The organism is Pedobacter heparinus DSM 2366 (assembly GCF_000023825.1).
Classification (GTDB): Bacteria; Bacteroidota; Bacteroidia; order Sphingobacteriales; family Sphingobacteriaceae; genus Pedobacter; species Pedobacter heparinus.
The window spans coordinates 3,127,998-3,154,223 of the sequence record NC_013061.1 but is presented as its reverse complement, the minus strand read 5'-3'; the positions used below and the strand labels follow the sequence as shown (position 1 = coordinate 3,154,223).

17 protein-coding genes are annotated in these 26,226 nt (G+C 43.4%); 3 read left to right on the top strand and 14 right to left on the bottom strand.

Annotated features, from left to right (window positions below):
- Positions 1–11: 11 nt before the first annotated feature.
- A complete protein-coding gene (locus tag PHEP_RS13315; protein ID WP_015808500.1) occupies positions 12–1,046 on the top strand; it encodes an Atu2307/SP_0267 family LLM class monooxygenase in 1,035 nt (344 codons plus the stop codon).
- Here PHEP_RS13315 and PHEP_RS13310 read toward each other — a convergent pair.
- From PHEP_RS13310 to PHEP_RS13245, 14 genes are all read right to left on the bottom strand, one after another.
- Entirely contained in the window at positions 1,039–2,565 is a 1,527-nt protein-coding gene (locus PHEP_RS13310) for a hypothetical protein (RefSeq protein ID WP_015808499.1), read from the bottom strand. The genes PHEP_RS13315 and PHEP_RS13310 overlap by 8 nt on opposite strands.
- 111 nt (positions 2,566–2,676) lie before the next feature.
- Positions 2,677–4,647, bottom strand: a complete 1,971-nt coding sequence (locus PHEP_RS13305; protein ID WP_015808498.1) for a heavy metal translocating P-type ATPase — start codon at positions 4,645–4,647, stop codon at positions 2,677–2,679.
- A gap of 43 nt (positions 4,648–4,690) precedes the next feature.
- On the bottom strand, positions 4,691–5,119 hold the full coding sequence (locus tag PHEP_RS13300) for a Fur family transcriptional regulator (protein ID WP_036674625.1): 429 nt from the start codon (positions 5,117–5,119) through the stop codon (positions 4,691–4,693).
- A gap of 11 nt (positions 5,120–5,130) precedes the next feature.
- Entirely contained in the window at positions 5,131–6,360 is a 1,230-nt protein-coding gene (locus PHEP_RS13295) for an efflux RND transporter periplasmic adaptor subunit (protein ID WP_015808496.1), read from the bottom strand.
- Positions 6,361–6,364: 4 nt separating this feature from the next.
- Positions 6,365–10,741: a CusA/CzcA family heavy metal efflux RND transporter gene (locus PHEP_RS13290; protein WP_015808495.1), complete on the bottom strand. Its 4,377-nt coding sequence runs from the start codon at positions 10,739–10,741 to the stop codon at positions 6,365–6,367.
- 99 nt (positions 10,742–10,840) lie between these two features.
- Positions 10,841–11,167, bottom strand: a complete 327-nt coding sequence (locus PHEP_RS13285) for a hypothetical protein (RefSeq protein WP_015808494.1) — start codon at positions 11,165–11,167, stop codon at positions 10,841–10,843.
- Between the two features lie 50 nt (positions 11,168–11,217).
- Positions 11,218–12,732, bottom strand: coding sequence for a SulP family inorganic anion transporter (locus tag PHEP_RS13280; protein ID WP_015808493.1), 1,515 nt, complete (start codon positions 12,730–12,732; stop codon positions 11,218–11,220).
- Positions 12,733–12,766: 34 nt separating this feature from the next.
- A complete protein-coding gene (locus PHEP_RS13275; RefSeq protein ID WP_015808492.1) occupies positions 12,767–14,551 on the bottom strand; it encodes a cytochrome c peroxidase in 1,785 nt (594 codons plus the stop codon).
- Between the two features lie 66 nt (positions 14,552–14,617).
- Positions 14,618–16,099, bottom strand: a complete 1,482-nt coding sequence (locus tag PHEP_RS13270) for an alkaline phosphatase PhoX (protein WP_015808491.1) — start codon at positions 16,097–16,099, stop codon at positions 14,618–14,620.
- Between the two features lie 98 nt (positions 16,100–16,197).
- On the bottom strand, positions 16,198–16,839 hold the full coding sequence (locus PHEP_RS13265; RefSeq protein ID WP_015808490.1) for a DUF47 domain-containing protein: 642 nt from the start codon (positions 16,837–16,839) through the stop codon (positions 16,198–16,200).
- A 78-nt stretch (positions 16,840–16,917) separates the two neighbouring features.
- On the bottom strand, positions 16,918–18,204 hold the full coding sequence (locus tag PHEP_RS13260; protein ID WP_015808489.1) for a M16 family metallopeptidase: 1,287 nt from the start codon (positions 18,202–18,204) through the stop codon (positions 16,918–16,920).
- 4 nt (positions 18,205–18,208) lie between these two features.
- A complete protein-coding gene (locus PHEP_RS13255; protein WP_238326475.1) occupies positions 18,209–19,612 on the bottom strand; it encodes a M16 family metallopeptidase in 1,404 nt (467 codons plus the stop codon).
- A gap of 316 nt (positions 19,613–19,928) precedes the next feature.
- Positions 19,929–20,219 carry a chaperone modulator CbpM gene (locus tag PHEP_RS13250; protein ID WP_015808487.1) on the bottom strand — a complete coding sequence of 97 codons (291 nt, stop codon included), beginning with the start codon at positions 20,217–20,219 and terminating at the stop codon, positions 19,929–19,931.
- A gap of 6 nt (positions 20,220–20,225) precedes the next feature.
- On the bottom strand, positions 20,226–21,155 hold the full coding sequence (locus PHEP_RS13245; RefSeq protein ID WP_015808486.1) for a DnaJ C-terminal domain-containing protein: 930 nt from the start codon (positions 21,153–21,155) through the stop codon (positions 20,226–20,228).
- Positions 21,156–21,489: 334 nt separating this feature from the next.
- Here PHEP_RS13245 and PHEP_RS13240 point away from each other — a divergent pair, with 334 nt between their 5' ends.
- Together PHEP_RS13240 and PHEP_RS13235 are read left to right on the top strand one after the other, a co-directional pair.
- Complete coding sequence (locus PHEP_RS13240; protein ID WP_015808485.1) at positions 21,490–22,761, top strand: Gfo/Idh/MocA family oxidoreductase; 1,272 nt, start codon at positions 21,490–21,492, stop codon at positions 22,759–22,761.
- A 42-nt stretch (positions 22,762–22,803) separates the two neighbouring features.
- Positions 22,804–26,226, top strand: a complete 3,423-nt coding sequence (locus PHEP_RS13235) for a 3-keto-alpha-glucoside-1,2-lyase-like domain-containing protein (RefSeq protein ID WP_015808484.1) — start codon at positions 22,804–22,806, stop codon at positions 26,224–26,226.

The window sequence follows — 26,226 nt, the reverse complement described above, 5'->3', positions numbered from 1 at the left end:
AATAAGAAATTATGGAACTAGGTATAGGTATGTTTGGCGATTTGTCAATTGATCCGCAAACTGGGAAACCCAGATCTGCTCAGCTAAAACTGCAGGAAATTTTGGAGCAGATCAAACTGGCGGATGATATAGGTTTGGATGTCTTTGGTTTGGGCGAACATCATCGTCCCGATTATGCGGTTTCTTCTCCCGAAATTGTGCTGGCCGCGGCTGCAAGCATTACCAAAAACATAAAACTGACCAGTACAGTTACGGTATTGAGCTCAGCTGAACCTGTAAAGGTGTATCAGGACTTTTCAACAATTGACCTGATCTCGAACGGACGTGCTGAAATTGGTGTAGGAAGGGGAAGCTTTATTGAATCTTTTCCGCTGTTTGGTTATGACCTGAAAAACTATGACCAGCTGTTTGAGGAGAAACTGGATTTGCTGCTCAACATCAATAACAATGAGGTAGTAAACTGGAAAGGCGAGCTTCGTGCCCCGTTGATCAATCAGATGGTATTGCCAAGGGCCAGCAATAACGGACAGTTGCCTATCTGGATTGCTGTTGGCGGGACACCACAATCTGTATTGCGCGCCGCGGTATTGGGCCTGCCCCTGATCGTTGCGATCATAGGGGGGATGCCCAAACAGTTTCAGCCCCTGATTGAATATTATAAAGAGCAATATGTAAAACACGGGCATGATATCAATAAAATGCAGGTTGGGATACATTCGCATGCATTTGTTGCAGATAATGAGGCGAATGCAGATGGTTATTACCAGAATTATGCTGCACAGATGGACAGGGTGGGTGCAAGCAGGGGATGGCCACCTTATACCAAAATGCAATATGATGGCGGACGTTCAAAGGAAGGCGCCTTATTTATCGGCGAAGCTGCAGCGGTAACTGATAAAATCCTTTATATGCATGAAATGTTTGGGATTACCAGATTTATCGGGCATATGGATGTTGGTGATCCCTCACATCAGGAAATGATGAGGTCTATTGAATTGTTTGGTGCCAAAGTAGCACCAGCGGTAAGAAAAGCACTGACTAAATAGGCGCTTTAACCCCTCTGGCCTTCAGCTGAGCTTCATATAATGATGCTGGCTGAAGGTCTGTTTTGTACTGACCTTCCCACTCTCCATCAGGTTTATCCCCCAGACGTCCTTTTACTTTCAGTCCCTGCACACCTATGGCATAATTTTTACCAGATACCCATGGGCTTTGTATGGCTGCAGCTTTTACCTTGCAGTTCCAGATCACCTGGGTTACGCCGGCCCAGCCATGGCCACTGCCCCAGTTGCCCCTGTCCTGTACATTGATCTCTCCATCTGTATCAATGTTATCGTAAAGGGTGCCGCTCGACCAGCGGTGGTGCGGACCAATATCGGCATGTGTATTTCTGGATTTGGAACGGTAGAAAACATTGGGCCCACAGGTTTTAGCTCCTGTAACATAATCGTGCCTTCCCTCGGTGGTTTCCAGGTCTATAAACAGGTTTTGCTGACCGTTGTTGTTAAAGGAATATCGTCTGCTCCCCGTGATGATGGATTTGGCATCAAAGCATCTGGATTTTTTTACGGTGATGTTTTTTGCCCCGCTGTTTAAACTTACACAACCAAAGCCAAAAAATCGGGAAGTGACGTTGCTTATCCAGCCATTTTCGATATGGTCAAAATCGACTGCAACCCAGCCGTGATCTTCATCCGTATCGCCGGCATATTCAGATTCAAACAAAATATTTTCTATACCCACTTCTTTTATCCGGCCATTGTAATCGTATTTAAAAACTTCTCCGCCACCATATTGCTGGTCCAGTGCCATTACTATGGGATTATCGATAGAGATCTTATTTCCGTTTACGGCGGTTATTTCCCTTTCATAACTCAGGTTGTATTCATTGGCTTTCCACTGTCTGGTTCCATCTCTTTCAACAATCTGATCCATTTTCAGGTCATGGATCCAGTTGTCCGTTCCCGGTCTGTATACGATGATCCTGTCGCCGGCCTTAAATTGTTTTGCAGAACTGACCTGGAATGATTTTGCACCTGCCGGTACATAAGCATCGGTAATTTTTACCCTGTTACCGCTTTCTGTGATCCTGCCTTTCCCGCTAACTTTTAAGAGCGAGCGCGAACCTTTGCCCGCTGCAATGAGCCTTGTGCCCTGAGCGGTATTGCCTTCGCCCATTAATACAATGCCGTCTGTATGAATATTGATCGCCCCGGCAATGCTGTAATCCCCTTTTTTCAACAATATGGCCCCCCTGAAGCCGTCCTTTCCAACGGGAAGTGCTGAGACCTCGTTAATTGCAGACTGGATTGCAGTACCTGCGTCCCCTTTTACCGGCTCAACCGTTTTTACTATTTTAACCCGGGGGAGATCTTTTTCGCCATGATGGTAACCTACCAGGCTAAAATCAGGAATGGTATTTCCTTTTTCGTCAGGGAAATAGGTAATGCTCGCATCTTTATTCAGCTGGAGAAATTTAGAAGACCAGGCCTTTTCTTTTACAAAAGAGAGCATTGGACCACAAATCAGGAGGATAGACAGTGCAAAGATTGATTTGATTTTCATGAGATGAATATGCTTTAACGGGCTTAAATGATTGCTTATGCAATTGCGGAATAAAATTCCGCTTTTTAATAAACGTTATTAGCACACTTATGAATTCAATTGGCAATGTATTTACAACTTCATTTGCTGGATGCGGACTGCATTTAAGATGGCCAGCAGGGCCACGCCCACATCGGCAATTACAGCTTCCCATAGCGTAGCGACGCCACCTGCACCTAAAATGAGCACAATGATCTTTACGCCCATGGCCAGGGCTATGTTTTGCCAGACAATATTCCTGGTCAGTTTGCCGATCTTTATGGCGGTTACTATTTTTGAGGGCTGGTCGTTCTGGATAACAATATCGGCAGTCTCAATGGTCGCATCACTGCCCAGTCCACCCATGGCAATGCCTGCATCGGCCAGGGCAACCACAGGGGCATCATTTACACCATCACCCACAAAGGCCAGGTGTTTGCCTTCCTTTTTTAAGGCTTCTACCTTTGCCACTTTATCTTCGGGCAGGAGATTGCCAAAAGCCTTATCGATGCCCAGCAGTGTGGCAACTTTATTGACCACAGTTTGTTTATCGCCACTCAGCATCACGGTCTGGATGTTTAAACGGTGCATATCGGCAATAGCTTGTTTTGCATCTGCTTTAATTTCATCTGCAATGGTGAGGTATCCCACATACCGGCCATCGATAGCAATTACCACTATGGTATCTGCTTCCTGTTCGATCGCAGCGTCGTACGCAACACCAAATTGCTGCAGCAGTTTGGTGTTGCCTGCCAATACCACCTTATGATTGACACTGCCTTTAAGACCATGTCCGGATATTTCTTCAACATTTTCTATCTTAACATCCTTTAATATATCACCAGCATAATTGACGATGGCCAGGGCAATAGGGTGGGTAGATTTGCTCTCTATAGCTGCGGCCATTAAGATCAGCTCTTTTTCGTCAAAATCATTGCTGACTACCTGTTGTACTTCAAATACCCCTTTGGTAAGGGTACCTGTTTTATCCATTACAATGGTATTTACCCTGGTCATCACATCTAAAAAGTTAGATCCCTTAAACAGGATACCATTTTTAGAAGCGAGACCGATACCTCCAAAATAGCCCAGTGGGATAGATACCACTAATGCACATGGACAACTGATGACTAAGAAAACAAGGCCGCGGTATAGCCAATCTCTAAAAACATAATCGGCTACAAAAAAATAGGGCAGGGCCACTACCAGTATAGCAAGTAAAAATACGATGGGGGTATATATTTTTGCAAAACGTGAAATGAACAGCTGTGTTTGCGATTTACGGGCAGTGGCATCCTGTACCATTTCCAGGATCTTACTTAATTTACTGTCTTTAAAAGCTGCTTTGACCTTAACTTCTGAAACCTGGTTGAGGTTGATCATACCTGCCAGTACCTGCTCTCCTTTTGTCTTGTTGTCCGGTTTGCTTTCGCCCGTCAGTGCTGCTGTGTTAAAGGTAGCCTTATCGGACAACAACTCCCCGTCAAGGGCTACTTTTTCACCTGGCTTGATCTGGATCACCTCATCGATGGCTACGTCGGCAGGGGCCAGCCTTAGTATTTTTCCATCCCTGATGACATCAACGGCATCAGGCCTGATGTCGAGTAAGGCTTTAATGCTTCTTTTTGCATTATTTACAGCAGTGTCCTGAAACCATTCGCCTATGGAATAGAAAACCATTACGGCAACACCTTCGCTATATGAACCTATGGCAAAAGCGCCGATAGTGGCTACGCTCATCAGGAAAAATTCGTTAAAGAAATCGAACCTCAGAGCTTTTCTGAAGGCCAGTTCCAGCACATTGTAACCGGCAAGCAGGTAAGCGGGTATAAAAATAATAAGCTGGACAGTATTGCTGAATGTGATGTTAAATCCGTATTCGAGCACCATCATTACCACCACAACGGCCAGTGCAGCAAGCAGTGGCCAATGGCTTAACCAGCCGGAAGGCTCTTTGGTACCATGGTTATGGCCATCGTCGTCATTGTGTACATGCTGTGTATTGGCTGTGTGCTGCTGCTCAGTGGCACAGCAGTCTTTATGTATGTTGGCTACCTTCATCATTATAAATTATATAGACAAAGATAAAGCCTATAGTGATGCAATGCTATTGCAAAGTGGGCGTGTTACAACGTTCGCACATTCCTTTAATGATCAGGTTCATTTCCTCTTTTTCAAAACCATTGGGCAGGTTCATTTCAGGGATACGGGTGTCGGGCAGGCAAAAGGTTTCCCTGCAGGTACTGCAGTAAAAATGAACGTGAAGATCGTGATGGCTTTCGCCATCACAATCTTTTTCGCAAAGTGCATATTTGGTGGCCCCTGTACCGTCTTCTATACTATGGACGAGGCCTTTTTCTTCGAAGGTTTTTAAGGTACGGTATAGTGTGATCCTGTCTGAAGGGGCCATGGCTTTTTCCAGGTCATTTAAACTGATGGCAGCAGTTTGTCTGATTAAAAACTCCAATACCAGTAATCGCATGGCTGTTGGGTTGATCTTTCTTGCTTTGAGCCTGTTTTCTATTTCTGTTACCATAATGTGCGACATTAATGACTATGTTCTGATGTGCCGGAGGATTTAGACTGCAAATAAAAGGCCCCTTTAATAACTACTCTGACATCGGCAGGTAATTTTTGCAGTGGATTGACCTGAATATAGCCCAGTTCGGCAACACCGGTGCTTACTTCTATTTTTTTGAAATGTACAGAACTTTCTTCTTTGTGATGTTCCGCAGCTCCGGCACCGGTGTCTACAATAAAGATAAATTCTTTGCCTTCAGTACGTACCACAGCATCAACAGGAACAGCATTACTCATGGAGGTTCCTACACCGATCAGTCCGGTTACATACATTCCGGGGATGAGGTTGGCACCTGGTTTTTTAATTACAGCATGTACTACTACGCCCTTGCTGTCATTTTCAAAGGACTTGTTGATGCCATAGATTTCACCTTCGATCTGTTCATTTTTCTGATTGGTTAGCTGAAAATCGACCCGCTGGCCGACTTTAATTTTAGACAGGTCTTTTTCAAATACGATGAGGTCGGCATGTATTTTAGAATTGTCTACAATATCCATAATGGATACCCCTGGTTGTGCATAAGAACCTGTTTCGGCATTGATTTTTCCTATTGTACCGTTGATAGGTGCGGTTACAGGTATCTGAGAGGTGATGTTTCCGCTGCTAATGCGACTGGCAGAAATACCGTATTGCTGCAGCTGGCGTTCCAGTGCTTTAATTTTGGCCCGTTCTGCATTGTAATTGGCTTCGGCCTGCTGATGCGCTTTTCCGGTACCCGCATTGGCGGCCTTGAGCTGCTGCTGGCGGTTATATTCGGCCTCTACATAGCTAAAACCACCCTTTGCGGTCAGATAGTCTTGCTGAAGCCGGATCAGGTCCTGGTTTTCAATGGTAACAAGCACTTGTCCTTTTTTAACTTTTTGGCCTTCTATAACATTGATTCTGCGGATGATGCCACCGGAAAGTACATTGATCTGAGCCGCATTTTGAGGTGGGACAGCCAGTTGTCCGCTTGATTTTACCACTTCGGTCAGGTTTTTTTGTGTGATACCGCCAATTACAATGCCCACTGCATTTAGCTGTTCCTGTGTTAATTCCAGTCCTTCGCTCTCTTCATGTCCGCCCTGTTCATGGGCCTCTTCGGTTTTTGCTTCAGGTGTTTTGGCCGTATCGCCACAGGAACTGAAGATGGTCATGACAAGGATTGCACAAAAAATCCTGGTAATATTTCGTTTGATATAGGCTATTGTATTCATCTGCTTAATTCCCTTTTAAAAATTGTAATTGAATAACGGATTGGTTCAGTTGGTTAACCGTTTGAAGATAATTGAGCTTGCTTTGTACGGCGAGTGACATGTTCTGTATGAATTCGATATAGCCAATCTCTCCAAGGTCATAGGATACCTGTGCAATTCGGATTTGTTCTTCTGCCTGTTTTAACCCTTCGGTGGTAAAATAATCGGCCATTGCTTTATGCTGGGCATAATTTTGCATTTCCTGCTGGTATTGTGTGTTCAGCTGGTTTTGTATGCGCTGATAATCTGTTTCGGCGATCTGTGCAGCAATCTTTTCATTGTTTATCCTTGCCCGTCCTGCACCATTAAAGAGGGGGACTGCAATGCCCAACTGCAGGCCAGCTATCCTGGTGCCGGGCGTATAGGTACGTCCGATATTTGCGGGGTCGAAAGATTTGATGACAAACTGTTGCGCATAGCCAAATGTCAGATCGGGCATGGTACGCGAACGCTCCAGCTCTACTTTTGCTTTGGCAATCTCGACCTGCTGCTGGTAAACAGCATTGAGCAGATTGCCTGCAGCTGTATTTTCGGTACCCGTTCCATCCTGTGTTAAAGTAAGGATGGGGAGTTTTTTTTCTGAAGGGAGGATACCGGTATTTAAGTTCAGCAGCTGCTGAAGGTTGAGCTGCTGGGTAGCCAGGTTTGCTGCTGCCGATTTTTTCAGTGCCTGCACCTCCTGGTATTTGTTTCTGGCGGTGATCAGCTCAAGATTGGAAGTTTCCCCAACCTTGTACCTCAATTCAGATTTACGGATAAAATGCTTATAAATACTATCCTGCAGCTCCAGTACCTTTAGCATATTTATGCTGTAAAGCAAATGATAATAGGCAAGTCTGGTATCCCTGCTGATCTCGGCACGGGTATAATCTGCTGATTTTTCCATTAAACCAGTCTCGCTGCTCAGCACCCTTTTTTGATTTTTATAAAATCCGGGCCAGGCAAAGTTTTGGGAGACGGAAATGGAGTTGTCGTTACTGCCCCCGCCGGTAGGATCCTGTGAGATGGTGAAAGCAGTTTTAGACGGGTCAAAAGCTGTTTTTTGTCTGGCTTTCGATTGGCTCACAGACAAACCGGCAGATTTCAGCTGCAAATTGTTTTTTAATGCCAATGCTACGGCACTGTCTGCCGAGAGGGGTGCTTGCTGAGCTTTTGCCTGGTTGGTAAATGCCAATCCTCCGAATAAAAGAAAGATGATCACTAAAGGCTTCATGATATTATTTTGTATTTTTTTGCGGTCAGTAACCAGGATGTACAGGCAGGGCAGTACAAATAAAGTGAGTAAAGTTGCTGAAAGCAGCCCGCCAATTACCACTGTGGCCAGTGGTTTTTGTACTTCAGCCCCCGCACCTCCGGAAAGGGCCATGGGTAAAAATCCCAGTGAGGCGACTGCTGCAGTCATAATTACGGGCCTTAACCTGACTGCCGTACCCTGCATTACGCGTTTATAAACATCGGTGATCCCTTCTTCTTTAAGCTGGTTAAAATAAGAGATGAGCACAATACCATTCAATACCGCTACCCCGAACAAGGCAATAAAACCAACGCCTGCCGAGATGCTGAAAGGCATGCCCCTGAGCATTAAGGCCAATACCCCGCCTATGGCAGATAGAGGGACTGCGGTAAAAATGAGAATGGTTTGGCTGACGGACCTGAAAGTAAAATAAAGCAGACCAAGGATGAGGAGCATGGCTACAGGAACGGCTACAGAAAGCCTGTTTTTAGCTTCCTTCAGGTTTTGGAACTGTCCGCCGTAAGTAAGGTAATACCCTGGAGGAAGCTTCAGTCTGGCATCCAGTACCTGTTGTATTTCCGCTACTGTGCGTTCCACATCCCTGCCTTTCACATTAAAACCTACATAGATTCGTCTTTTCCCATCTTCACGGGATATCTGGGCAGGGGCATCCTTCAGCTCTATTTTTGCCACCTGGTTTAAGGGTACTTTATTGCCTGAGGGGAGTGGGATATATAAATTCTCAATACTGGAAATGTTTTCGCGAAGGTCGCGCTGCAGGCGAACTACCATGTCGAAACGCTTTTCCCCTTCAAATACAACTCCGGCTACATCACCTGCGAAAGCAGTCTTTAAAATGTTGTTGATGTCGCCAATGGTTAACCCATACTGTGCTATCTTATCCCTGTCGTAAGTGACCACCACCTGTGGCAACCCTGTAACCTGTTCTACAAAAGGTTCGCTGACCCCCTTTACCGGAGCAATCAGTTTTGCAACCTTAGCGGCCTGCTGCGCCAGTACATCGAGATCTTCCCCATAAATTTTAACAGCAACATCCTGTCTTACCCCGGTCATCAGCTCATTAAAGCGCATTTGCATGGGTTGGGTGATCTCTATATTTACGCCAGGCAATATGGAAAGTGCCGCTTCCATTTTTTCGGTCATCTCTTCCTTGGTTTTTGCGGAGGTCCATTCGCTTTTCGGCAGCATGGCCACCATCATATCACCCCTTTCAACAGGCATGGGGTCTGTAGGGATTTCTGCACTGCCAATGCGTGTGACCACTTGTTTTACTTCGGGGAATTTATCCTTCAGGATCTTTTCGGCTTTGCCGAAGGTTTCTACCACCTGTGTGAGCGAGGTGCCTTGTGACATGGCAATCTCTACGGCGAGATCACCCTCCTCCAGCTGTGGCAGAAACTCACCACCCATCCGGCTAAACAACAATAAGGTGCAAGCGAAGCAGATCATGGCAATTGTGACGACGATCTTTTTAAACTCAAGCGCCTTTTCGAGCAGTGGTTTATAGATGTTTTTGCAGCCATCCACGATCCGGTCAGATATGGTTCTTTTATGTTCAGTATTTTTACTCAGGAGCAGGGCGCTGATCATGGGTACATAGGTTAGCGACAGGATAAAAGCCCCTACAATGGCAAAAACCACGGTTTCGGCCATAGGTTTAAACATCTTTCCTTCAATCCCTACCAGTGAGAGCAGGGGAAGGTATACAATAAGGATGATGATTTCGCCAAAAGTAGCACTGGCCCTTATTTTTGAAGAGGCTGTAAAGACCTCCTGATCCATTTGCTGCTGATCCAGTCGCAGCGTACCTTTAAACAGCTTACTTTCCGTAAGCCGGAAAATAATGGCTTCTACAATGATTACAGCACCATCTACAATCAAGCCAAAATCTATTGCTCCAAGGCTCATCAGGTTACCCGAAACGCCAAAAAGCCGCATCATGGCAAAAGCGAACAACATAGATAATGGAATTACCGAGGCTACAATCAGACCTGCCCGCCAGTTACCCAATAGTAACAGGAGCACAAATATAACGATGAGGGCTCCCTCGATCAGGTTTTTCTGAACGGTACTGATCGATCGGCCGACCAGTTCGGTACGGTCTATATAAGGTTCAATTACTACACCTTCCGGCAAGGATTTCTGGATCTGGGCGATTCTTTCCTTTACATTTTTGATCACCTGGTTAAAGTTTTCGCCTTTCAGCATCAGGGTGATCCCTGCCACTACTTCACCGGTGCCATTTCTGGTTACTGCACCGTAGCGTGTAGCGCTTCCAAACTGTACCGATCCGATATCCCTGATGAGGAGGGGTACACCTCCGGCATTTTTGACCACTATTTTTTCAATGTCCTCCAATGATTTCACCTGCCCGATGCCCCTTATGGTGTAGGCATTGCTTTGCTGCTCAATATACGAGCCTCCGGTATTTTCATTGTTGTTTTTGAGTGCGGCATAAATTTGCGAAATGGTGACGTTACTGGCATTGAGTTTTTCATTGTCGAGGGCAATTTCGTATTGCTTTACATAACCACCCCAGCCACTTACTTCTGCTACCCCTTTTGTGCCTGCCAGCTGGGTGCGCACCACCCAGTCCTGCAAAGTCCTTAAATCGGTGGCCGTATATTGGTCTTCATAACCTTTTTTTGTGTGCAGTACATATTGGTAAATTTCACCAAGTCCGGTTGTAATGGGGGCAAGGGTAGGTTCTGCCAATCCGGCCGGGATATTGTTTTCTGCTTCTTTTAACTGGGCAGCAACCTGTTGCCGGGCCCAGTAAATATCGGTATCGTCTTCAAAAACAATGGTGATGACGGATATACCGGAGCGGGATATGGACCGTTTCTCTATCACATTGGGGATATTGGCCATGCCCAGTTCGATAGGCGCAGTGATGAACTGTTCTACTTCCTGGGCACCTAAGCTAGGGGCCTGTGAAATGATCTGTACCTGGTTATTGGTAATGTCGGGTACCGCATCAATCGGTAATTGTGTTAAGGAATAGATTCCCCAGACCACCAGGGCCAGGGTCATAATGCCTATTGCTAATTTATTCTTTATGGAGAATAAAATAATCCTGTTAAACATAATTAATTTTTATAGTGCAGGTGTATAACCGAATTGGCTATATAATTACATTGGTAAATAATAAATTGGATCTGACTACTGGGTCAGAATAAGGATATTTTAAACCAATTGAGGAGGCTGCCAGATATCGCCGGGAAACAAGATCACCGGGCAGGATTTGTATTCAGGGAAGCTGGTGTTTTGTTCTCCAGCCAGCACAGACAGTATTTTATTTACCGCAGGTGCGGCAACAAATGAGTGGTAATTGCTGCAATGAAAAAAAGGTGAGCAGGGGTGAGGACTTTCGTGTTTGTCCTGCTGCCGGGCATCGGCAGATTCATAACATAAGTCTTCATGCTCAGAAGAAAGGCTGGTTTCACTACCACAGCATGGCCATGCCAGAAGGGCCATTACATATATGGTGAATAATAAAACCAGATATTTCATGTTGCAAACTTAATGGTTTTTTTGAAAAAACAAATTATTGCCAACAATCGTTAGGTCGGATCTTCCAGAATATTGACTGCAATCACCCCATCGGCATTTTTGAGTAGCAGTCTGCAATCATTGCTTAAATGTTTCAGTTGCAGTTGTTTTCCCGTTTTTCTGTACCGTTCAGTAAGTTTGTTCAGGGCTTCTATGCCAGACATATCTGCAATTCTGCTGTCCCGAAAATCGATGACCACTTTTTCCGGATCATTGGTAATATCAAATTTTTCCATAAATCCGGCTACTGAACCAAAAAACAAAGGGCCATACAGTTCATAATGTTTTACTCCGTTTTCATCTGTATATTTTCTTGCCCTGATCCTTTTGGCACTTTCCCAGGCAAAAACCAGTGCAGAAATGATAACACCGATGAGCACTGCCAAAGCCAGGTTGTGCAGCCAGACGGTAATCAGGGCAACTAAAATGCCTACAAAAATATCTTGCCGCGGCATTTTGTTGATGATCCTGAAACTCATCCATTCAAAAGTACCAATAGCTACCATGATCATTACACCCGTTAAGGCTGCCATAGGTACTTTCTCTATCAATGGAGCACCAAATAAAATAATGATCAGAATGGTTATAGCGGCAATAATGCCAGACAAACGGGCTCTGGCTCCGGCAGACAGGTTAACCAGTGTCTGTGCGATCATGGGACAGCCCCCCATGCCATAAAAAAAGCCGTTAAGCAGGTTTGCGCTACCCTGAGCCAGACATTCTCTATTTCCATTTCCCTGGGTACCGGTAATCTCGTCCACCAGGTTTAAGGTTAAAAGTCCTTCGGTTAAGCCCACAGCCGCCATAATTAAGGCATAGGGAAATATGACCTGCAGGGTTTCGAAAGTAAGTGGGACTTTCGGGATGTGAAAGGGAGGAAAGCCCCCGCCAACTGCGGCTATATCTTTAACCGTTTTGGTATCTATATTAAAACCCAATACAAGCACAAAAACAGCAAGAATGGCTACCAGGGAAGCGGGAATGGCTTTGGTTATTTTTGGCCACAAAATGGTGATGGCAATGGTTAAAGTAACCAGACCCAGCATTACGTACAGGGTTTTTCCGCTCATCCAGACCAGTTCTCCGTTTATATTTACCTTAAACTGCTCCAGCTGTGCCATGAAAATGACGATGGCGAGGCCGTTGACAAAACCAAACATAACAGGCTGTGGCACGAGGCGTACAAACTTTCCGAGTTTAAACAAGCCTACCGCCAACTGAAACAGTCCTGCCATGGCGACAGCGGCAAATACATAATCCAGGCCATGTGATTTCATCAGTGCGATCAGTACAATGACAGTTGCCCCTGCACCTCCGGAGATTAAGCCTGGCCTGCCACCAAAAACGGAGGTTACCAAACCCATGATAAAGGCTGCGTACAAACCAGACAATGGTGGTAAACCGGCAAGTATAGCGAAAGACAGGGATTCGGGCATCATGGTCATGGCTACTGTCAATCCCGCCAGGACCTCTGTTTTGTAGTTTATTTTTTGCGAAAAATCAAATAAGTGCAGGAATGGTTTCATAAGATGAAACACAAAAATAGGATATTAATGTAGGTTATTGATCATCCATTGTGTTTAAAAATGCAATGATGTCCTGTATTTCTTTGGGGCTAAGGTTTAAAGGCTCTGCCTGCAGGGTCTGGTTGTCTAGCGCAATCCCAATACCGGCACCTCCACCACGATTGTAAAAATTTAAAACCTCTTCAAGTGTTTTGTACACCCCGTTGTGCATATAAGGCGCTGTTTTTGAAAGGTTACGCAGTGTAGTAGTTTTAAAGGCATATTTATATTGAGGATAAGGATTAAGTGTAAAACGGCCCTCATCTTTGTCAATTTTAGCATTAGCTGTATCAGGATGCGCCGGTACGCCCAATACTTCCGCTTCACTTTTCTGAAACAATGGGGCCTGAGTACCATTAAATAAGGGCGCAAAGTGGCAGGTTCCGCACTTACCTTTTCCCATAAACAAGTTAAACCCGGATTTTTCCTGCACATTTAGCTGGGTTTTATCCCCCTGCATATATTTGTCCAGTTTAGATGAAAAAGGAGAAAGGGAGCGGATATAGGTGGCCAGTGCATGCTGGATGCGCCATGGGTTGGCTTTACCAGTTTTGTCGTTAAAGGCTTTTGCAAATGATGTTGCGTACATTTTGTCCTGATTAATTTTTTTGGCCGCTGCTGTTAATGAACCGTCCATTTCGTTTTTATGGTGTACAACATCCAGGGCCTGGTCTTCCAGGGAACCTGCTTTAAGATCGTAAAAAAAACCACGCTGCAGTCCAGCATAAATTAAAGTCGGGGTATTTCGTAAAAGTGTTCCTTTTAATCCCTTAGCAGTTACAAGTCCGTCAGTAAATGCTTTAGCCTCATGATGACAGCTGGCGCAGCTGCGGTTTCCGGCCCTGGATAAAATGTTACTGTTGAACAGCAATTTCCCCAGGGTGGTCTTGTCTTTAGTTATGTATTCCGTATAGTTGCCAACAAATTTATTGAGATTAAAGGCATTCTTTTGAAACATACTTACCGCATCATCCTGCAGGGCAGAGCCGCTGGCTGCGGTATTGATCTTCAATTCCTGACGTAGCTGATCTGCTTTGATGCTGATGGGTTGCAGGTGTAACGTTATAAAGTCAAGCCTGTTAAAGTCGTTAAAATCTTTTGCAGTACTTAGTTGTGCAATTGCAGTTTTAAGTGCTTTATCCAGGTCATCATTTGCTCCGTATGTGTTTAATGCATTTGTAATGCCAATAAGCGCTGCTGCTGCTTCGGGCAAAGATTGCAAGGCTGCAGGGCTGTCGAAGCCTGTAATCCCCAGACTGGTGATGCGGAAAATCTCGAGTCTGATGGCATCGAATATTTGTGCATCTGTAATTTCATATTGCTGGTTGTACCGGTCCATACGCTTTAAGTTCAGCTGCATTTTCCTGACCTGGTTGAGCAGCTCGTCCCGGTTTTCAGTTGTCGGTGTTTCATAGATCAGCTCTTCCATTACCTGGAAGCCTGTAGGCTTTTCTATCAGGTTTTCACCCAATTCTATTTCATCGATGGGAGCTCCATTGATCATTTCAGAGGTGGAAGGGAAAAAATACGCTACATAATATTCTATTTTTTTATATTGTGCCCTTGCCGCGATAAAGGCTTTTTTTATTTTTTTCTTATTTTTCTGCTGTACTGCAGTAAAAAGATCTTTGTTTACGATGGTTTGAAGCAAGGTCAGTTCTTTATTAAAACGGGTTTTTACCAGTTCTGCTGCTGGCTGTTTTTGCGTGCAAAAGATAGAGAGGAGCGTAGTAGTGGTTAAAATAAATACAAATGCTATGGTTTGTTTGATGCCGGTCATGTTCAGTTTTTATAAAATATCCCTGCCTGTAATTTACGGGCAGGGATAGATGGTATAAAGGGATGGTTATCTTGCTATTCCACGTACAATTACAACTTGTCCGCCTTCGCTATTGTCTACCAGGCGGGTTGTTCCGCCATCAGCATTTTTATATTTTGCATCGGTCCAGGTATGGGGGTGAAGATTCACAACAAAAGTATCAGGAATACCTGTTAAATTTGAGATGTCATACATCGCACCGTATTCCCATGAACTTAAGAGCTGGCTGTTTGAGGGGTTATATTTAGCATTGAAAGCTGTTTCAGTTCTGCGGTGATTCATCTGTAACATCGGCTTCAGCGATTTGCCGGCCATGCTGAACTGCCAGATGGTGCCGTCGTGATCATTGTTTTTGTAAAATGAATCCCCATCTTCCTGTATGTACACATAGTTTTCAGTTACACAAAGGTTATCTGGGTTGACTATACTTTTACCGGGATTATCACCACCATCAACAGCCACTTCCAGTTTTCCTTTCAATGGGTTACCCTCATCAAAAACAAGTTTATACACGCGGCCCCACATGGTCCTGCCTGCTACCGGGCTGAGTTTATCAGCCTGGCTCACACCTGTTGCGGTAAAATAAACCTCACGGCCATTGGCAGCGCTGCCTTTTCTGTAGTCGATATCTTCAACACGCGAAAGTGATAGTGCTTTTTTGTCGATTGTCTGTTGCTGTAATTGTGCCCCGGTACTTGATTTTACATTGTCCAGTTCTACAAACTCAACATCATAGCTTTGTCCCTTGGTCATATTGGTTTCAACAGGGTCGTTATTTGTACGCTTCATTACGTATAACTTTCCGTTTTCAAGGTCTCCGGGGGTATTGGATAAATACATGGCCAGTTGTCCGTCTGTTTCATCTTCACCAATCAGGATTACAGTTTTACCGGTAAAAGTTCCTTTAGGCAATGGAACTGCGTTCTCGGCACTCCATCTTCCCAAAGCTTTTAAGGTCCGCTGGTTGTTTTTTTTATCGGCTGGTGCCAAAGGATCAATGGCATGGATCATCGATTCAACACCACTTTCACCTGCAGTAAGGAATACAGGTTTAGAAAAACCATGTTCTTCGGGTGTTGCCATTGTAGCAGAACACAAGCGGGTCATACCACCGTCCGAATCTACAATGTATTCCCCTTTAACCGGTTTAAAATTCTTGTCGAGGTATACCCTGGAAACCGATTGAAGGATTTCGTGGTTATTGATCATGATGAAACCACTGCCATTCGGGTTTTTAATGATTCCTGCGCCATCAGGCTGGGCACCAAAGACAAAACCCGGGGACTCAGGTAAAATATCATCTGAACTGATCAGTGTAGTGATCTTAAGCCCCTCAAAACCGCTCAGTGATTTTACCAGGGATGGATTTACAGAAAAGTCTTTCAGTTCAACCGGACTTTCTGTCCCATTTTTTTTGTCCTTTTTACAAGCTGTTACTGCTACAGCTGCAGCAACAAAACCGGCTAGGGCAAATGCCAGCGTTTTTCTTTTGAATAGATTTTTTGTCATAGTTTGTTTTTGTTTTCTGTAACAAACTTAATACAGCAATATTGCCTAAAATTTAAGGCTATGTTAAGTCAAACCTCCCGACTTAATTTAGAATAGTTCTATGCATTTTTGACTAAAATGGTTTCCAGCACATTGGCTGCATCGTCGCATTTATCACTGGCCATTTCCAGCATTTGCAAGACTTCCTTTTGTTTGATCAGTTCAATGGCATCCTGTTCGTTGTCAAACAAACTGGCTACTTCAGTATTGCAGATGCGGTCGGCCCGGCTTTCACCTGCATTTATCCTTAAACATACTTCGGCAATGAGGGCAGTATTTTTGAAACTGCGGAGCTCCCTTATGGCTTTGTTCAGGTCTGTGCACATTTCGAGCAGCAGTTCGGCCAGGTTGATCATGGCTGTGTTTATAGCTTTAATATTGTATAGGTCAATATTCATTGCGGCAGCGTAAATATAGTCGGCAATGTCATCCAGCGAACTGATGAGCGCATGGATATCTTCCCTGTCAAAAGGAGTAATAAATGTTTTGCCCAGGCCCATAAAAACAGAATGTGTAATGTCATCTCCGGCCTGTTCCAGTTTTTCAACTTCCCTGATATATTCTTTTCTTTTTTTTTGGTCGGGAGCATTTACTGCATTGACCAGTGCCTCAGAAATATCAACCAGATTATTTCCGGCCTGTTCAAATAAAGGCTGGAAGACTTTGTCTTTCGGGCTAAAGAAATTAAAAATGCTGTTCATGATATTTTTGTTTTTAACAAAAATATCATTGCTATGTTAAGGCATTATGAAATGTAAGGTGTATTCGTTGACCGCTGGTTATTTAAATGCTTCCCGGCCCAACTGTTCATCGCCGAGATAAAGCCAGATTGCACCTTTTGTATAGGTATTGAAAGCGGTGTTCATATCGCTTAGTGTAACTTTATCTATATTCGCAACCATGTTTTCCAGCATCTGGTATCCGCCAAGTATTTCTGCTTCTCCAAGGTCTTCCACAATGTCGCTTGAGCTTTCCTGATGCAGGTAGTAACGGAGGCGGTGCTCCTTTTTAATGGCGTCTAGAAATTTCTGACTGTAATTCCCTGCCTTAATGCTCCTGAATACACCTGCCATTGCATGAAATGATTTTTTAGGCTGTGTAGTACTTACATACATAGTGATATATGGCATTTGCTGCTTTTTTATTCTGGCACCCGGGGCGTAAGACAATCCCTGTTTAGTCCTGATCTCATGAAACATATTACCACTTAAAGCATTAACAGCAAGCATAAAAGGATAATAATCGGGATTACTTACAGCAGGGGCATTCAGGACACAGTTCATATAATTGGTAGCGAGGTTACGTTGTTCGGTAACCAGGTGTTCGCCTTCAATTACTTTCGGAGTGTATGCCACTGGTGTATACGGGGCGGCCTTAAGCGAAGCAAATGCAAGACTGATCTTTTTTTCCAGATCCTCGGGGCTGATGCGTCCGGCAACAACCAGAAACATTTTATTTTTATTGAGCAGCTGGGTATGGTAATAGTGGCTTACACTATCGGCCGTAAAGCCTTTAACTGTTGCATCCGTACCCATGGGATCTGTGCTATAGGGGCTGCCATAAAATATGGATTGCATGGACATCTGTTCTATTCTGCGTTCGGGATTGGAAAAGCGCTGGTAAATACCCGAAACTATCTTTTCCTTTGTAGTCTGAAATTCAGATTTGTCGAAAGCAGGGTTGAGTACTGCATCCGAAAATAATTTCCATCCCTGTTCAAAATATTTGGAAATACAATCCATGCTGATTGTCCCGTAATCTGTTGTGGATGAGCCGTTAATTCTTATCCCGTATTCATCGGCCAGCTCCTGGTAATCGGTTACTTTATAGTTTTTTGTACCGCAAGTAGCTGCTGCCGCCAGTGCGAGGTTCTCTATGCCGGCCTGCTGAGGGCTATAATTCATTACCCCACCCCTGAAGTACATGCTCATGCTGACCGTTTCTTTTTGCGTTTGCCTGAGAATAACTTTTAGTCCGTTTACCTCAAATGAAACTGCTTTGTGCTGCGCTTTAACGTTGAATAGGAAAAAGATAAGGCAAATAGATAATATATAGAATTTTGTCATGGGTTTAATTGGTTGATTTAAAGAATTCCTGGGGCTTCACCGTAACAGCATTGTTTTTATGGATCAATAAACCTGCACAGTAAGGTTTGTCCTTGATATACCTTTTAACGTAATCGAGCAGGTCTTTCCGGGTAACCTTGTTTAAATTTTCTTCGTAATGCGTATAATAATCTATAGAAGCAGATGCCCACCAGAAAGAAAGTGTATGCGCATAATCTGCAGCTACTTCACGGCGTTCTATTGCATCAATGGAAAGCAGGCGTTTTGCACGCTCTATCTGAAGGTCGGACAAGTAATCGTCTTCATCCCAAAGTGCAATCTGTTTTAAAGCTTCTTCATAACAGTCTTTGACCCTGGCTGGGTTGGGGCTAATCATCAAGCTGATGGGGCCGGTATATTTTTGGGTATAATAGTTTACCTCTGCTACCTGTGCCAGGCCTGAATTGATCAATGCTTGTTTCAGTTTTGAACCATTCTGGTTTACAATGAAGGAGAATACATCGGCAATATAGGTTCCGGGGATATCATTTCTGGTATCTGGCCCATGCCAGCTGAACAGCATATAGGGCACCTGGGTCTTATCTGTTTCGAGGATGTAATAATCGTTTTTAAGGATAGGCTTAAATTCAGGGATAGGCCATTTTTTAAAAGGATCGAATGGAGAGGCTTTCCAGCTGCTGAAGATTTCATCTACTGCGTTAAAAGTTTCGTTAACTTTTACATCGCCGACTATAACCAGTACAGCGTTGTTGGGCCAGTAATATTTATTTTTAATGGAATCCATTTTGGATGGTGTGGCCGACAGGATCACATCGTGGTTCCCGATTATGTTTTTCCGTGAATAATCGGCACCCCACATGTGTTTTTTGTTGGCATCTATTAGTGCAAACATTGGATTTGACTCCTGGCGTGTAAATTCAGCATTTACCACTTCATTCTCCATCTGCATATCTTCTTTATTAAATTTAGGATAACGGATGGCTGAATTCATAAATTTTAATCCAGGTTTCAGATTGGAAGAGGGAAGGGTAAAAAAGTAATTGACCACTTCTTCACGCGTGGTTGCATTTGAGTTAATATCCAGTTCATTGCTCTTTTTATCGAAACTTTGATAATCCGGATAATCTTTATTGGCCTTAAAGAAGAGGTGTTCATAAAGATGGCTTAAGCCATTGAATTCGTTAGTTTCAGTAAATGAACCATTTCTGCAGGCAATTTCGATGGTCGCCATAGGGATGGTATTGTCTACCACCACTAATACCTCAAGTCCGTTTGGTAATTTCTTGAAGTACATGTTCTCATCAAGTTTCTGTTGGGGGAAGACTGTGATGGAATGCAGGAGCAGAGCCAGTATAAAAAACGGTGTAGTGCGCATCATATAGTTGCTGAAGTTTGTTTGGTTGTACAAATAAGCGCTATTTTTTTATTTAAGCAAATAAAAATTGGCAATGATGAAATAATATTTCATCATTTGGAATATTGTATGGTTACTTTGTTTTATTTTGAGCTTATTGTCGGATTATTTGTATTGTTTGTAAACTTTAGTTTGGGCTTTCTAAATTTGGATCGTATTAATTAGCTGTGTAATTATAAGGAAAAGGTAATAAATAATTCATTGCACAGCGTTAAGCTATAAACTTGTCATTTCTAGGTGGATATGATAAAAAATAAGTTTAAAGTTTTAATCGGGACAATCTGGATAGATGTCCCGATTTATGTATAGCTTAAGATTCGTGCAGGCGCAATTGTTTTTTGAGATCCCGGATTTCTTCCTGCATCTGGCTGACCTTTTGGAGCAGGTGACGGATGGCATCTATGCCTTCGATATTGATCTGAAGGTCATAATGAAAATGGACATACTTTTCCAGTTCGTTAAGCTGTGTTAAACTGATGTATTTTTCGGTATTGATAATGGTAAGGGTAATGATACCCGATTCTTCCAGCAGGTTAATAAAGGTAGGTTCAATATTGTAATTGATACAGTAGTCTGTTATGGTGATGAATTCAGTTTCCATAGCTGCTTATTTTTGATCCAGGTTTTGTAATTCTTTAAACAGTTCTTTTTGCTTTTCGGTAAGTTGTGTGGGAATTTTTATGGTATAGGTAATAAAGAGATTGCCGAATTCGCCATCCTTTTTATATAAGGGGAAGCCTTTGTTTTTTAACCTGACTTTAGTTCCGTTTTGTGTTCCGGCGGGCACTTTTAATTTTACTTTTCCATCAAAGGTTGCTGTTGTTACCTCGCCACCAAGCACAGCTGTATACAGGTCTAATTCCTGGTTGGCATACAGGTCATTGTTCAACCTTTTGAAAACGGGGTGTTCAGCAATATTAAAGGTAATGTACAGATCGCCGTTGGGGCCGCCGTTTTTACCCGGGCCGCCCTGTCCCCCCAACTTGATTACCTGTCCGTCTGCTATACCTGCCGGAATGGTGATGCGCAGATTTTTACCATTTACAGTTAAGGTTTGCTTGTGGGTTTTGTATGCATCTGTAAGATTAAGCTTCAGTTCGGCCTGATAATCCTGTCCTTTATACTTGATGTCAGTCCGGTTTTGCCGGCCCCCGCTTCTACCAAACATGGATTCAAAGAATTCAGAAAAATCGCCTCCACCAAAATCTTCCGCAGTGTAAGCTCCAGAACCAGCTCCACCAAAAGGATTTTGGGATCCCTGATAACTATGTTGTTGCGACCGGGACTGTTTTGCCTGTTCATATTGATCGGCGTGTTTCCAGTTTTCGCCATATTCATCGTATTTTTTTCGCTTCTCGGGATCACTTAGCGCTTCGTTAGCCTCGTTGATCTGCTGAAAAAGTTTATTTGCCTCCTTGTCGTTGGGATTTAGATCGGGGTGGTATTTCCTGGCCAGCTTACGGTAGGCTTTTTTAATCTCATCCTGAGATGCTGTTTTATCTATGCCGAGTGTTTTGTAGTAATCGATGAATGCCATAGTAAGATAAACGTGTTTAAAATAATATGAATGTTAAAAGAAGACACATAAAATAGGAAAATATCGCTGTTGTATTTGTTATTTAAATGTTTAATAGCTCTAATATTAAAATATAAATTTATTAAGTATTAATAATTATTATGTTTTTTATATTATTATAATAAATTTGAAAAAGATAAAATTTGTTACCGTACACGATTTAAGTGTTCCGGCAATTTGATTTGATTTATCAATTTTATTTAATATTACAGTCTATATAGCCAGATTGTTTTACTCTGACTGAGTATTAAATAAAAATTATGATTAAACCTGAATATACACACACAAATCATATATGAAACCTAACCAACCAAACTCACGAAGAGATTTTATTAAAAAGACTGCGGTAGGAGTGGCCGCATTTACCATTGTTCCTCGTTACGTTCTAGGCGGACAGGGTTTTATTGCCCCAAGTGACAAGCTGACCAAGGCCGTTATAGGTGTTGGCAGCATGGGTCGTAACCATTTTGCCTATGATGGTACACAGGTAGTGGCCATCTGCGATGTAGATAAACGACATATTGCCAAAGCATTGCCTATGTTGGATAAAGGTGTAAAAACCTTTAGTGATTACCGTGAACTGATCAAGCTGCCGGAAGTGGATATTGTACACATCGCAACTCCGCCACACTGGCATGGTATTATGGCCGTTGATGCTGCAAATGCAGGTAAAGATATCTGGTGTGAAAAGCCAATGACGCATACCATCGGCGAGGGAAAAAGGGTAATGGAGGCGGTACAACAAAACGGGCGGATCTTCCGTCTGAATACCTGGTTCCGTTTTAAAGATAATTTTTATGGTTTGGGAACTACCGTAAAACCGGTTAAGAAATTGGTTGACAGTGGTTTGTTAGGTTGGCCTTTAAAAGTTACGGTGAGCCGGCATACCGGGTACGACTGGAAATTTTTCTGGGTAGGCAAAGATAATTTACCTCCGGAACCAGTTCCGGCAGAGCTGGATTACAATGCATGGCTGGGTCCTGCGCCTTATAAACCTTATAGTACACACAGGGTGCACCAGACTTTCAGGGGATATTGGGATTATGATGGTGGGGGGTTGAGTGACATGGGGCAACATTATATTGATCCCATTCAGTACTTTTTAGGAAAGGATGACACCAGTCCGGTCTCTGTTGAAATTGATGCCCCTCAACAACATCCCGATGCTGTAGGGACATGGCGTAAAATAACTTATACGTATGCTGATGGTTGCCAGATTGTTTTAGATGGTGAGGCGAAAGATGCCAACGTAGCTTATATAGAAGGACCGAAGGGTAAATTGTATCCTGGATTCAAATCTGATATTCCGGATCTGGAACGTAAACTGGCAGCATTTCCTGATCCTGCCCCACAAATGACGGATTTTAGTGAGGCCGTAAGAACCAGACAGCAATTTGCTTTAAATGAGCAAAATGGACACCGTTCCTGTAACATCATTAATATTGGCCTTGCGGCCTTACGTTTGGGCCGTAACCTGAAATTTGATCCAATTAAGCAGGAATTTATTGATGATGAGGGTGCAAACAGATTAATTAATCCGGTAATGCGTGCCCCTTTTACCATTTAACTTCTTTTAAAATAATTTAAATAACATCTTATTCTTACTATAATGATCAAAAAGATATTCTTTATTCTGATTGCTGCGGTAATGCTGCAAAGTGCTGCTTTTGCACAGGATAAAACAGACCAGCGTACCGTTACGACCAGGATTGCAGATTTGCTGGCACAATTACCTGCAAGGGATGCCAAGCAATTGAAAGCCAATATGCTGGAAATTGCGCAGATGGGTGAGGATGGTTATGTAAGCCTGATTACCGGGCTTACTGCTCCGGGTAAGGGCAATAACGCCTTGCTGGAATATGCGATAGGCGGATTTTCAGGCTATGTTAGCCAGACGGGACAGGAAGCCTGGAGAAAAATGAGTGTAAATGCTTATTGTAAGGCATTAAGCAAAATAACCGATAAACAAAATAAATCATTTGTGATCAGCCAGCTTGAACTGGTTGGTAAAGATGATGCCATAGCTTGTCTGGAGCCTTATTTAACAGATGCACAGCTGGCTGATCCTGCTGCACGTGCCCTGGTAAAAATCAATTCAGCTGCGGCCAAAGCGGCCTTATTAGCGGCATTGACTAAAACCAGCGGCACCGCTAAACTTTCAGTAGTAGAGGCGCTTGGAGACATCAGGGCTAAAGATGCCGCAAAACCTATTGCTGCTTTAACAACAGGTGACAATGACCTGGCCAAAATGTCTTTATACGCCCTGGCTTATATTGCCGATCCTGCTTCTGAAGCTGTAATGGCTGCAGCCGCCGAAAAAAGTGGATTTAAGTATGAAAATACAAATGCTGTTGCGGCTTATCTGATCTATGCTGAGCAGCTGATGAAAAATGGTAATAAGGAGCTTGCCAATAATATTGCAAAAAAGATACTTGAAAAAGCAACTGCCGACGAGCAGGTACATGTGCGTACAGCTGCGTTGAAGATTGTTTCCGGTTTTAGTGAAGCCCAAAGTAATGAATATTTACTGGGCGCAATGGATGATAAAAACTTTGAATACCGTGCTGCTGCATTAAAATTTGCTTTACCAACCCTTACTCCTGCAACAGCTGAGCTTTGGGCCGGAAAAGTTACCAAAGCTGATCCTGCTACTCAGGTGGCCATTATCAATATGCTGGGCAAGAGCAAAACTCTTTCGGTACTACCTTCAATAACTAAATTGTTTAAAAATAAGGACCAGGGGGTAAGAGCAGCTGCAATTGCAGCTGCCGGCAACATTGGCCAGGAACAGGCACTGGAAGATTTGCTTAAAATAATGGGAAAAGGTGATGCAAATGATATTGCTGCAGTTTCCAATGCAATTTTAAGAATGAAAGGAGAGGGTATCAATGCAAAAATTGCCGCTTTTATCCCCAAAGCAAAACCAGAGGTTCAGGTAGCTCTGATCAATGTGCTCGCTTCGAAATCGGCAAATGGACAGTTAAACACCATATATAGCTTGCTGAAAAGTAAAAAGCCTGAAGTTAGGCAGGCTGCTTTTGCTGCTTTAAAGCAAACGGTGGCCAGCGATAACCTGCCGCAGTTGTTTACTTTACTGAATGAGACAAAGGATCAGACGGCCCTGGTTAATGTACAGGAGGCAATTATCTCAGCCCTGAAAGGCAGTAAAAATAAAGATGAACAAGCTGATATGGTATTACAGCAAATGGCTGCTGCTCCTGGAGATAAAAAAGATCTTTTTTATAAAATACTGGGCAGCATAGGTGGTAACAAATCATTAAAAGCAGTTTCTGAAGCGTTTAATACCGGTAATGAAGAAACTAAAAAGGCTGCAATTGTAGCTTTGTCGTCATGGACAGATACCGGTTCAATACCTGAACTGATCAGGATCAGTCGCCAGCCCAGCAATGTTGCTTACCTTGATCAGGCAATTGAGGGCTACCTGAATTTGGTAAGGGCTGCAAAATATAAACCTGAGCAGCGCTTGTTGGTGCTGCGCGAAGCCATGATCGTAGCTAAAACACCAGTACAGCAACAGCAAATATTAAAAGATGCTGAGCAGGCAAAGTGTTTCAATACTTTATTATTTGCGGGTAGATACCTTGACAACCAGACTTTGCAGCAGGCCGCTGCCAATACTGTAATGAATGTTGCGCTGGCTGATAAATCATACAGGGGAACCATTGTGAAAGACCTGCTGAATAAAGCGATTGGTACAATAAAAGGAGGTGACAGCGAGTATCAGAAGGAAGCCATGCGTAAATACCTTGCAGAAATGCCTGCAGGAGAAGGTTTTGTATCGATGTTTAACGGAACTGACCTGAGCGGATGGAAAGGTTTGGTGGAGAATCCGATAAAAAGATCGAAAATGGATGCCAAGAGCCTGGCCGATGCACAGGTAAAGGCTGACGCCGAAGCAAAAGAAAGCTGGAAACCGATGAATGGTGAACTGCATTTTATGAGCCATGGAAATAACCTGGCTACTGTAAAGCAATATGGTGATTTTGAAATGCTGGTAGACTGGAAAATTATAGATGACAAAAAAGGTAACGGAGATGCTGGTATCTATCTTCGTGGTTCGCCGCAAGTACAGATCTGGGATACTGCCAGGGTAAAATCCGGAGCACAGGTAGGTTCCGGTGGATTATACAACAATAAAGTATATGAGAGCAAACCCCTTAAGGTTGCCGACAATAAGCTGGATGAATGGAATACCTTCCGTATTTTAATGAAAGGTGATAGGGTTACCGTTTATTTAAACGGAGAACTGGTAACGGACAATGTGATTTTGGAGAATTACTGGGACAGAAATCTTCCAATCTTTGCAGAAGAACAGATAGAACTGCAGGCACATGGATCGCCTGTGGCCTATCGTGACATATACATCAGGGAAATTCCCCGTGTAAAACCTTTTGAATTGAGTGCCCAGGAGAAGAAAGAAGGCTATAAAGTACTGTTTGATGGTACCAATATGCACAACTGGACCGGAAATACAACAGATTATATCATTGAAGATGGAAACATTTCCATTCGCCCGAGACCAGGAAAAGGATCTGGAGGTAATTTATTTACCAAGGAAGAATTCAGTGATTTTATATTCCGCTTTGAATTTCAGTTAACACCTGGTGCAAACAATGGGTTGGGGATCAGGGCACCACTGACAGGGGATGCTGCTTATCAAGGTATGGAGCTGCAGATACTTGACAATGAGGCACCGATGTATAAAAACCTGCATGTTTATCAGTACCACGGTTCTGTTTATGGAACTATCCCTGCAAAAAGAGGTTTTCTGAAACCTGTTGGCGAGTGGAATTATGAAGAAGTTGTAGTGAATGGGCCTAAAATTAAGGTGATCCTGAATGGAACTGTGATTTTGGACGGGGACATTACTGATGCAAGAAAAAATGGTGCAGCTGATGGAAAGCCACATCCGGGTTTGTTACGTGAAAGCGGACATATCGGTTTTCTGGGACATGGTTCACCGGTACAGTTTAAAAACATCAGGATTAAGGACCTGAGTAAAAAGAAATAA

Bases quoted from the DNA above. Each gene is read 5' to 3' on its own strand.
- PHEP_RS13285 (WP_015808494.1), bottom strand. From the start codon at position 11,167: ATGAAATATCTGGTTTTATTATTCACCATATATGTAATGGCCCTTCTG.
- PHEP_RS13275 (WP_015808492.1), bottom strand. From the start codon at position 14,551: ATGACCGGCATCAAACAAACCATAGCATTTGTATTTATTTTAACCACT.
- PHEP_RS13235 (WP_015808484.1), top strand. From the start codon at position 22,804: ATGATCAAAAAGATATTCTTTATTCTGATTGCTGCGGTAATGCTGCAA.
- PHEP_RS13245 (WP_015808486.1), bottom strand. From the start codon at position 21,155: ATGGCATTCATCGATTACTACAAAACACTCGGCATAGATAAAACAGCA.
- PHEP_RS13260 (WP_015808489.1), bottom strand. From the start codon at position 18,204: ATGACAAAATTCTATATATTATCTATTTGCCTTATCTTTTTCCTATTC.
- PHEP_RS13290 (WP_015808495.1), bottom strand. From the start codon at position 10,741: ATGTTTAACAGGATTATTTTATTCTCCATAAAGAATAAATTAGCAATA.
- PHEP_RS13250 (WP_015808487.1), bottom strand. From the start codon at position 20,219: ATGGAAACTGAATTCATCACCATAACAGACTACTGTATCAATTACAAT.
- PHEP_RS13280 (WP_015808493.1), bottom strand. From the start codon at position 12,732: ATGAAACCATTCCTGCACTTATTTGATTTTTCGCAAAAAATAAACTAC.
- PHEP_RS13265 (WP_015808490.1), bottom strand. From the start codon at position 16,839: ATGAACAGCATTTTTAATTTCTTTAGCCCGAAAGACAAAGTCTTCCAG.
- PHEP_RS13300 (WP_036674625.1), bottom strand. From the start codon at position 5,119: ATGGTAACAGAAATAGAAAACAGGCTCAAAGCAAGAAAGATCAACCCA.
- PHEP_RS13270 (WP_015808491.1), bottom strand. From the start codon at position 16,099: ATGACAAAAAATCTATTCAAAAGAAAAACGCTGGCATTTGCCCTAGCC.
- PHEP_RS13240 (WP_015808485.1), top strand. From the start codon at position 21,490: ATGAAACCTAACCAACCAAACTCACGAAGAGATTTTATTAAAAAGACT.
- PHEP_RS13305 (WP_015808498.1), bottom strand. From the start codon at position 4,647: ATGATGAAGGTAGCCAACATACATAAAGACTGCTGTGCCACTGAGCAG.
- PHEP_RS13315 (WP_015808500.1), top strand. From the start codon at position 12: ATGGAACTAGGTATAGGTATGTTTGGCGATTTGTCAATTGATCCGCAA.
- PHEP_RS13295 (WP_015808496.1), bottom strand. From the start codon at position 6,360: ATGAATACAATAGCCTATATCAAACGAAATATTACCAGGATTTTTTGT.
- PHEP_RS13310 (WP_015808499.1), bottom strand. From the start codon at position 2,565: ATGAAAATCAAATCAATCTTTGCACTGTCTATCCTCCTGATTTGTGGT.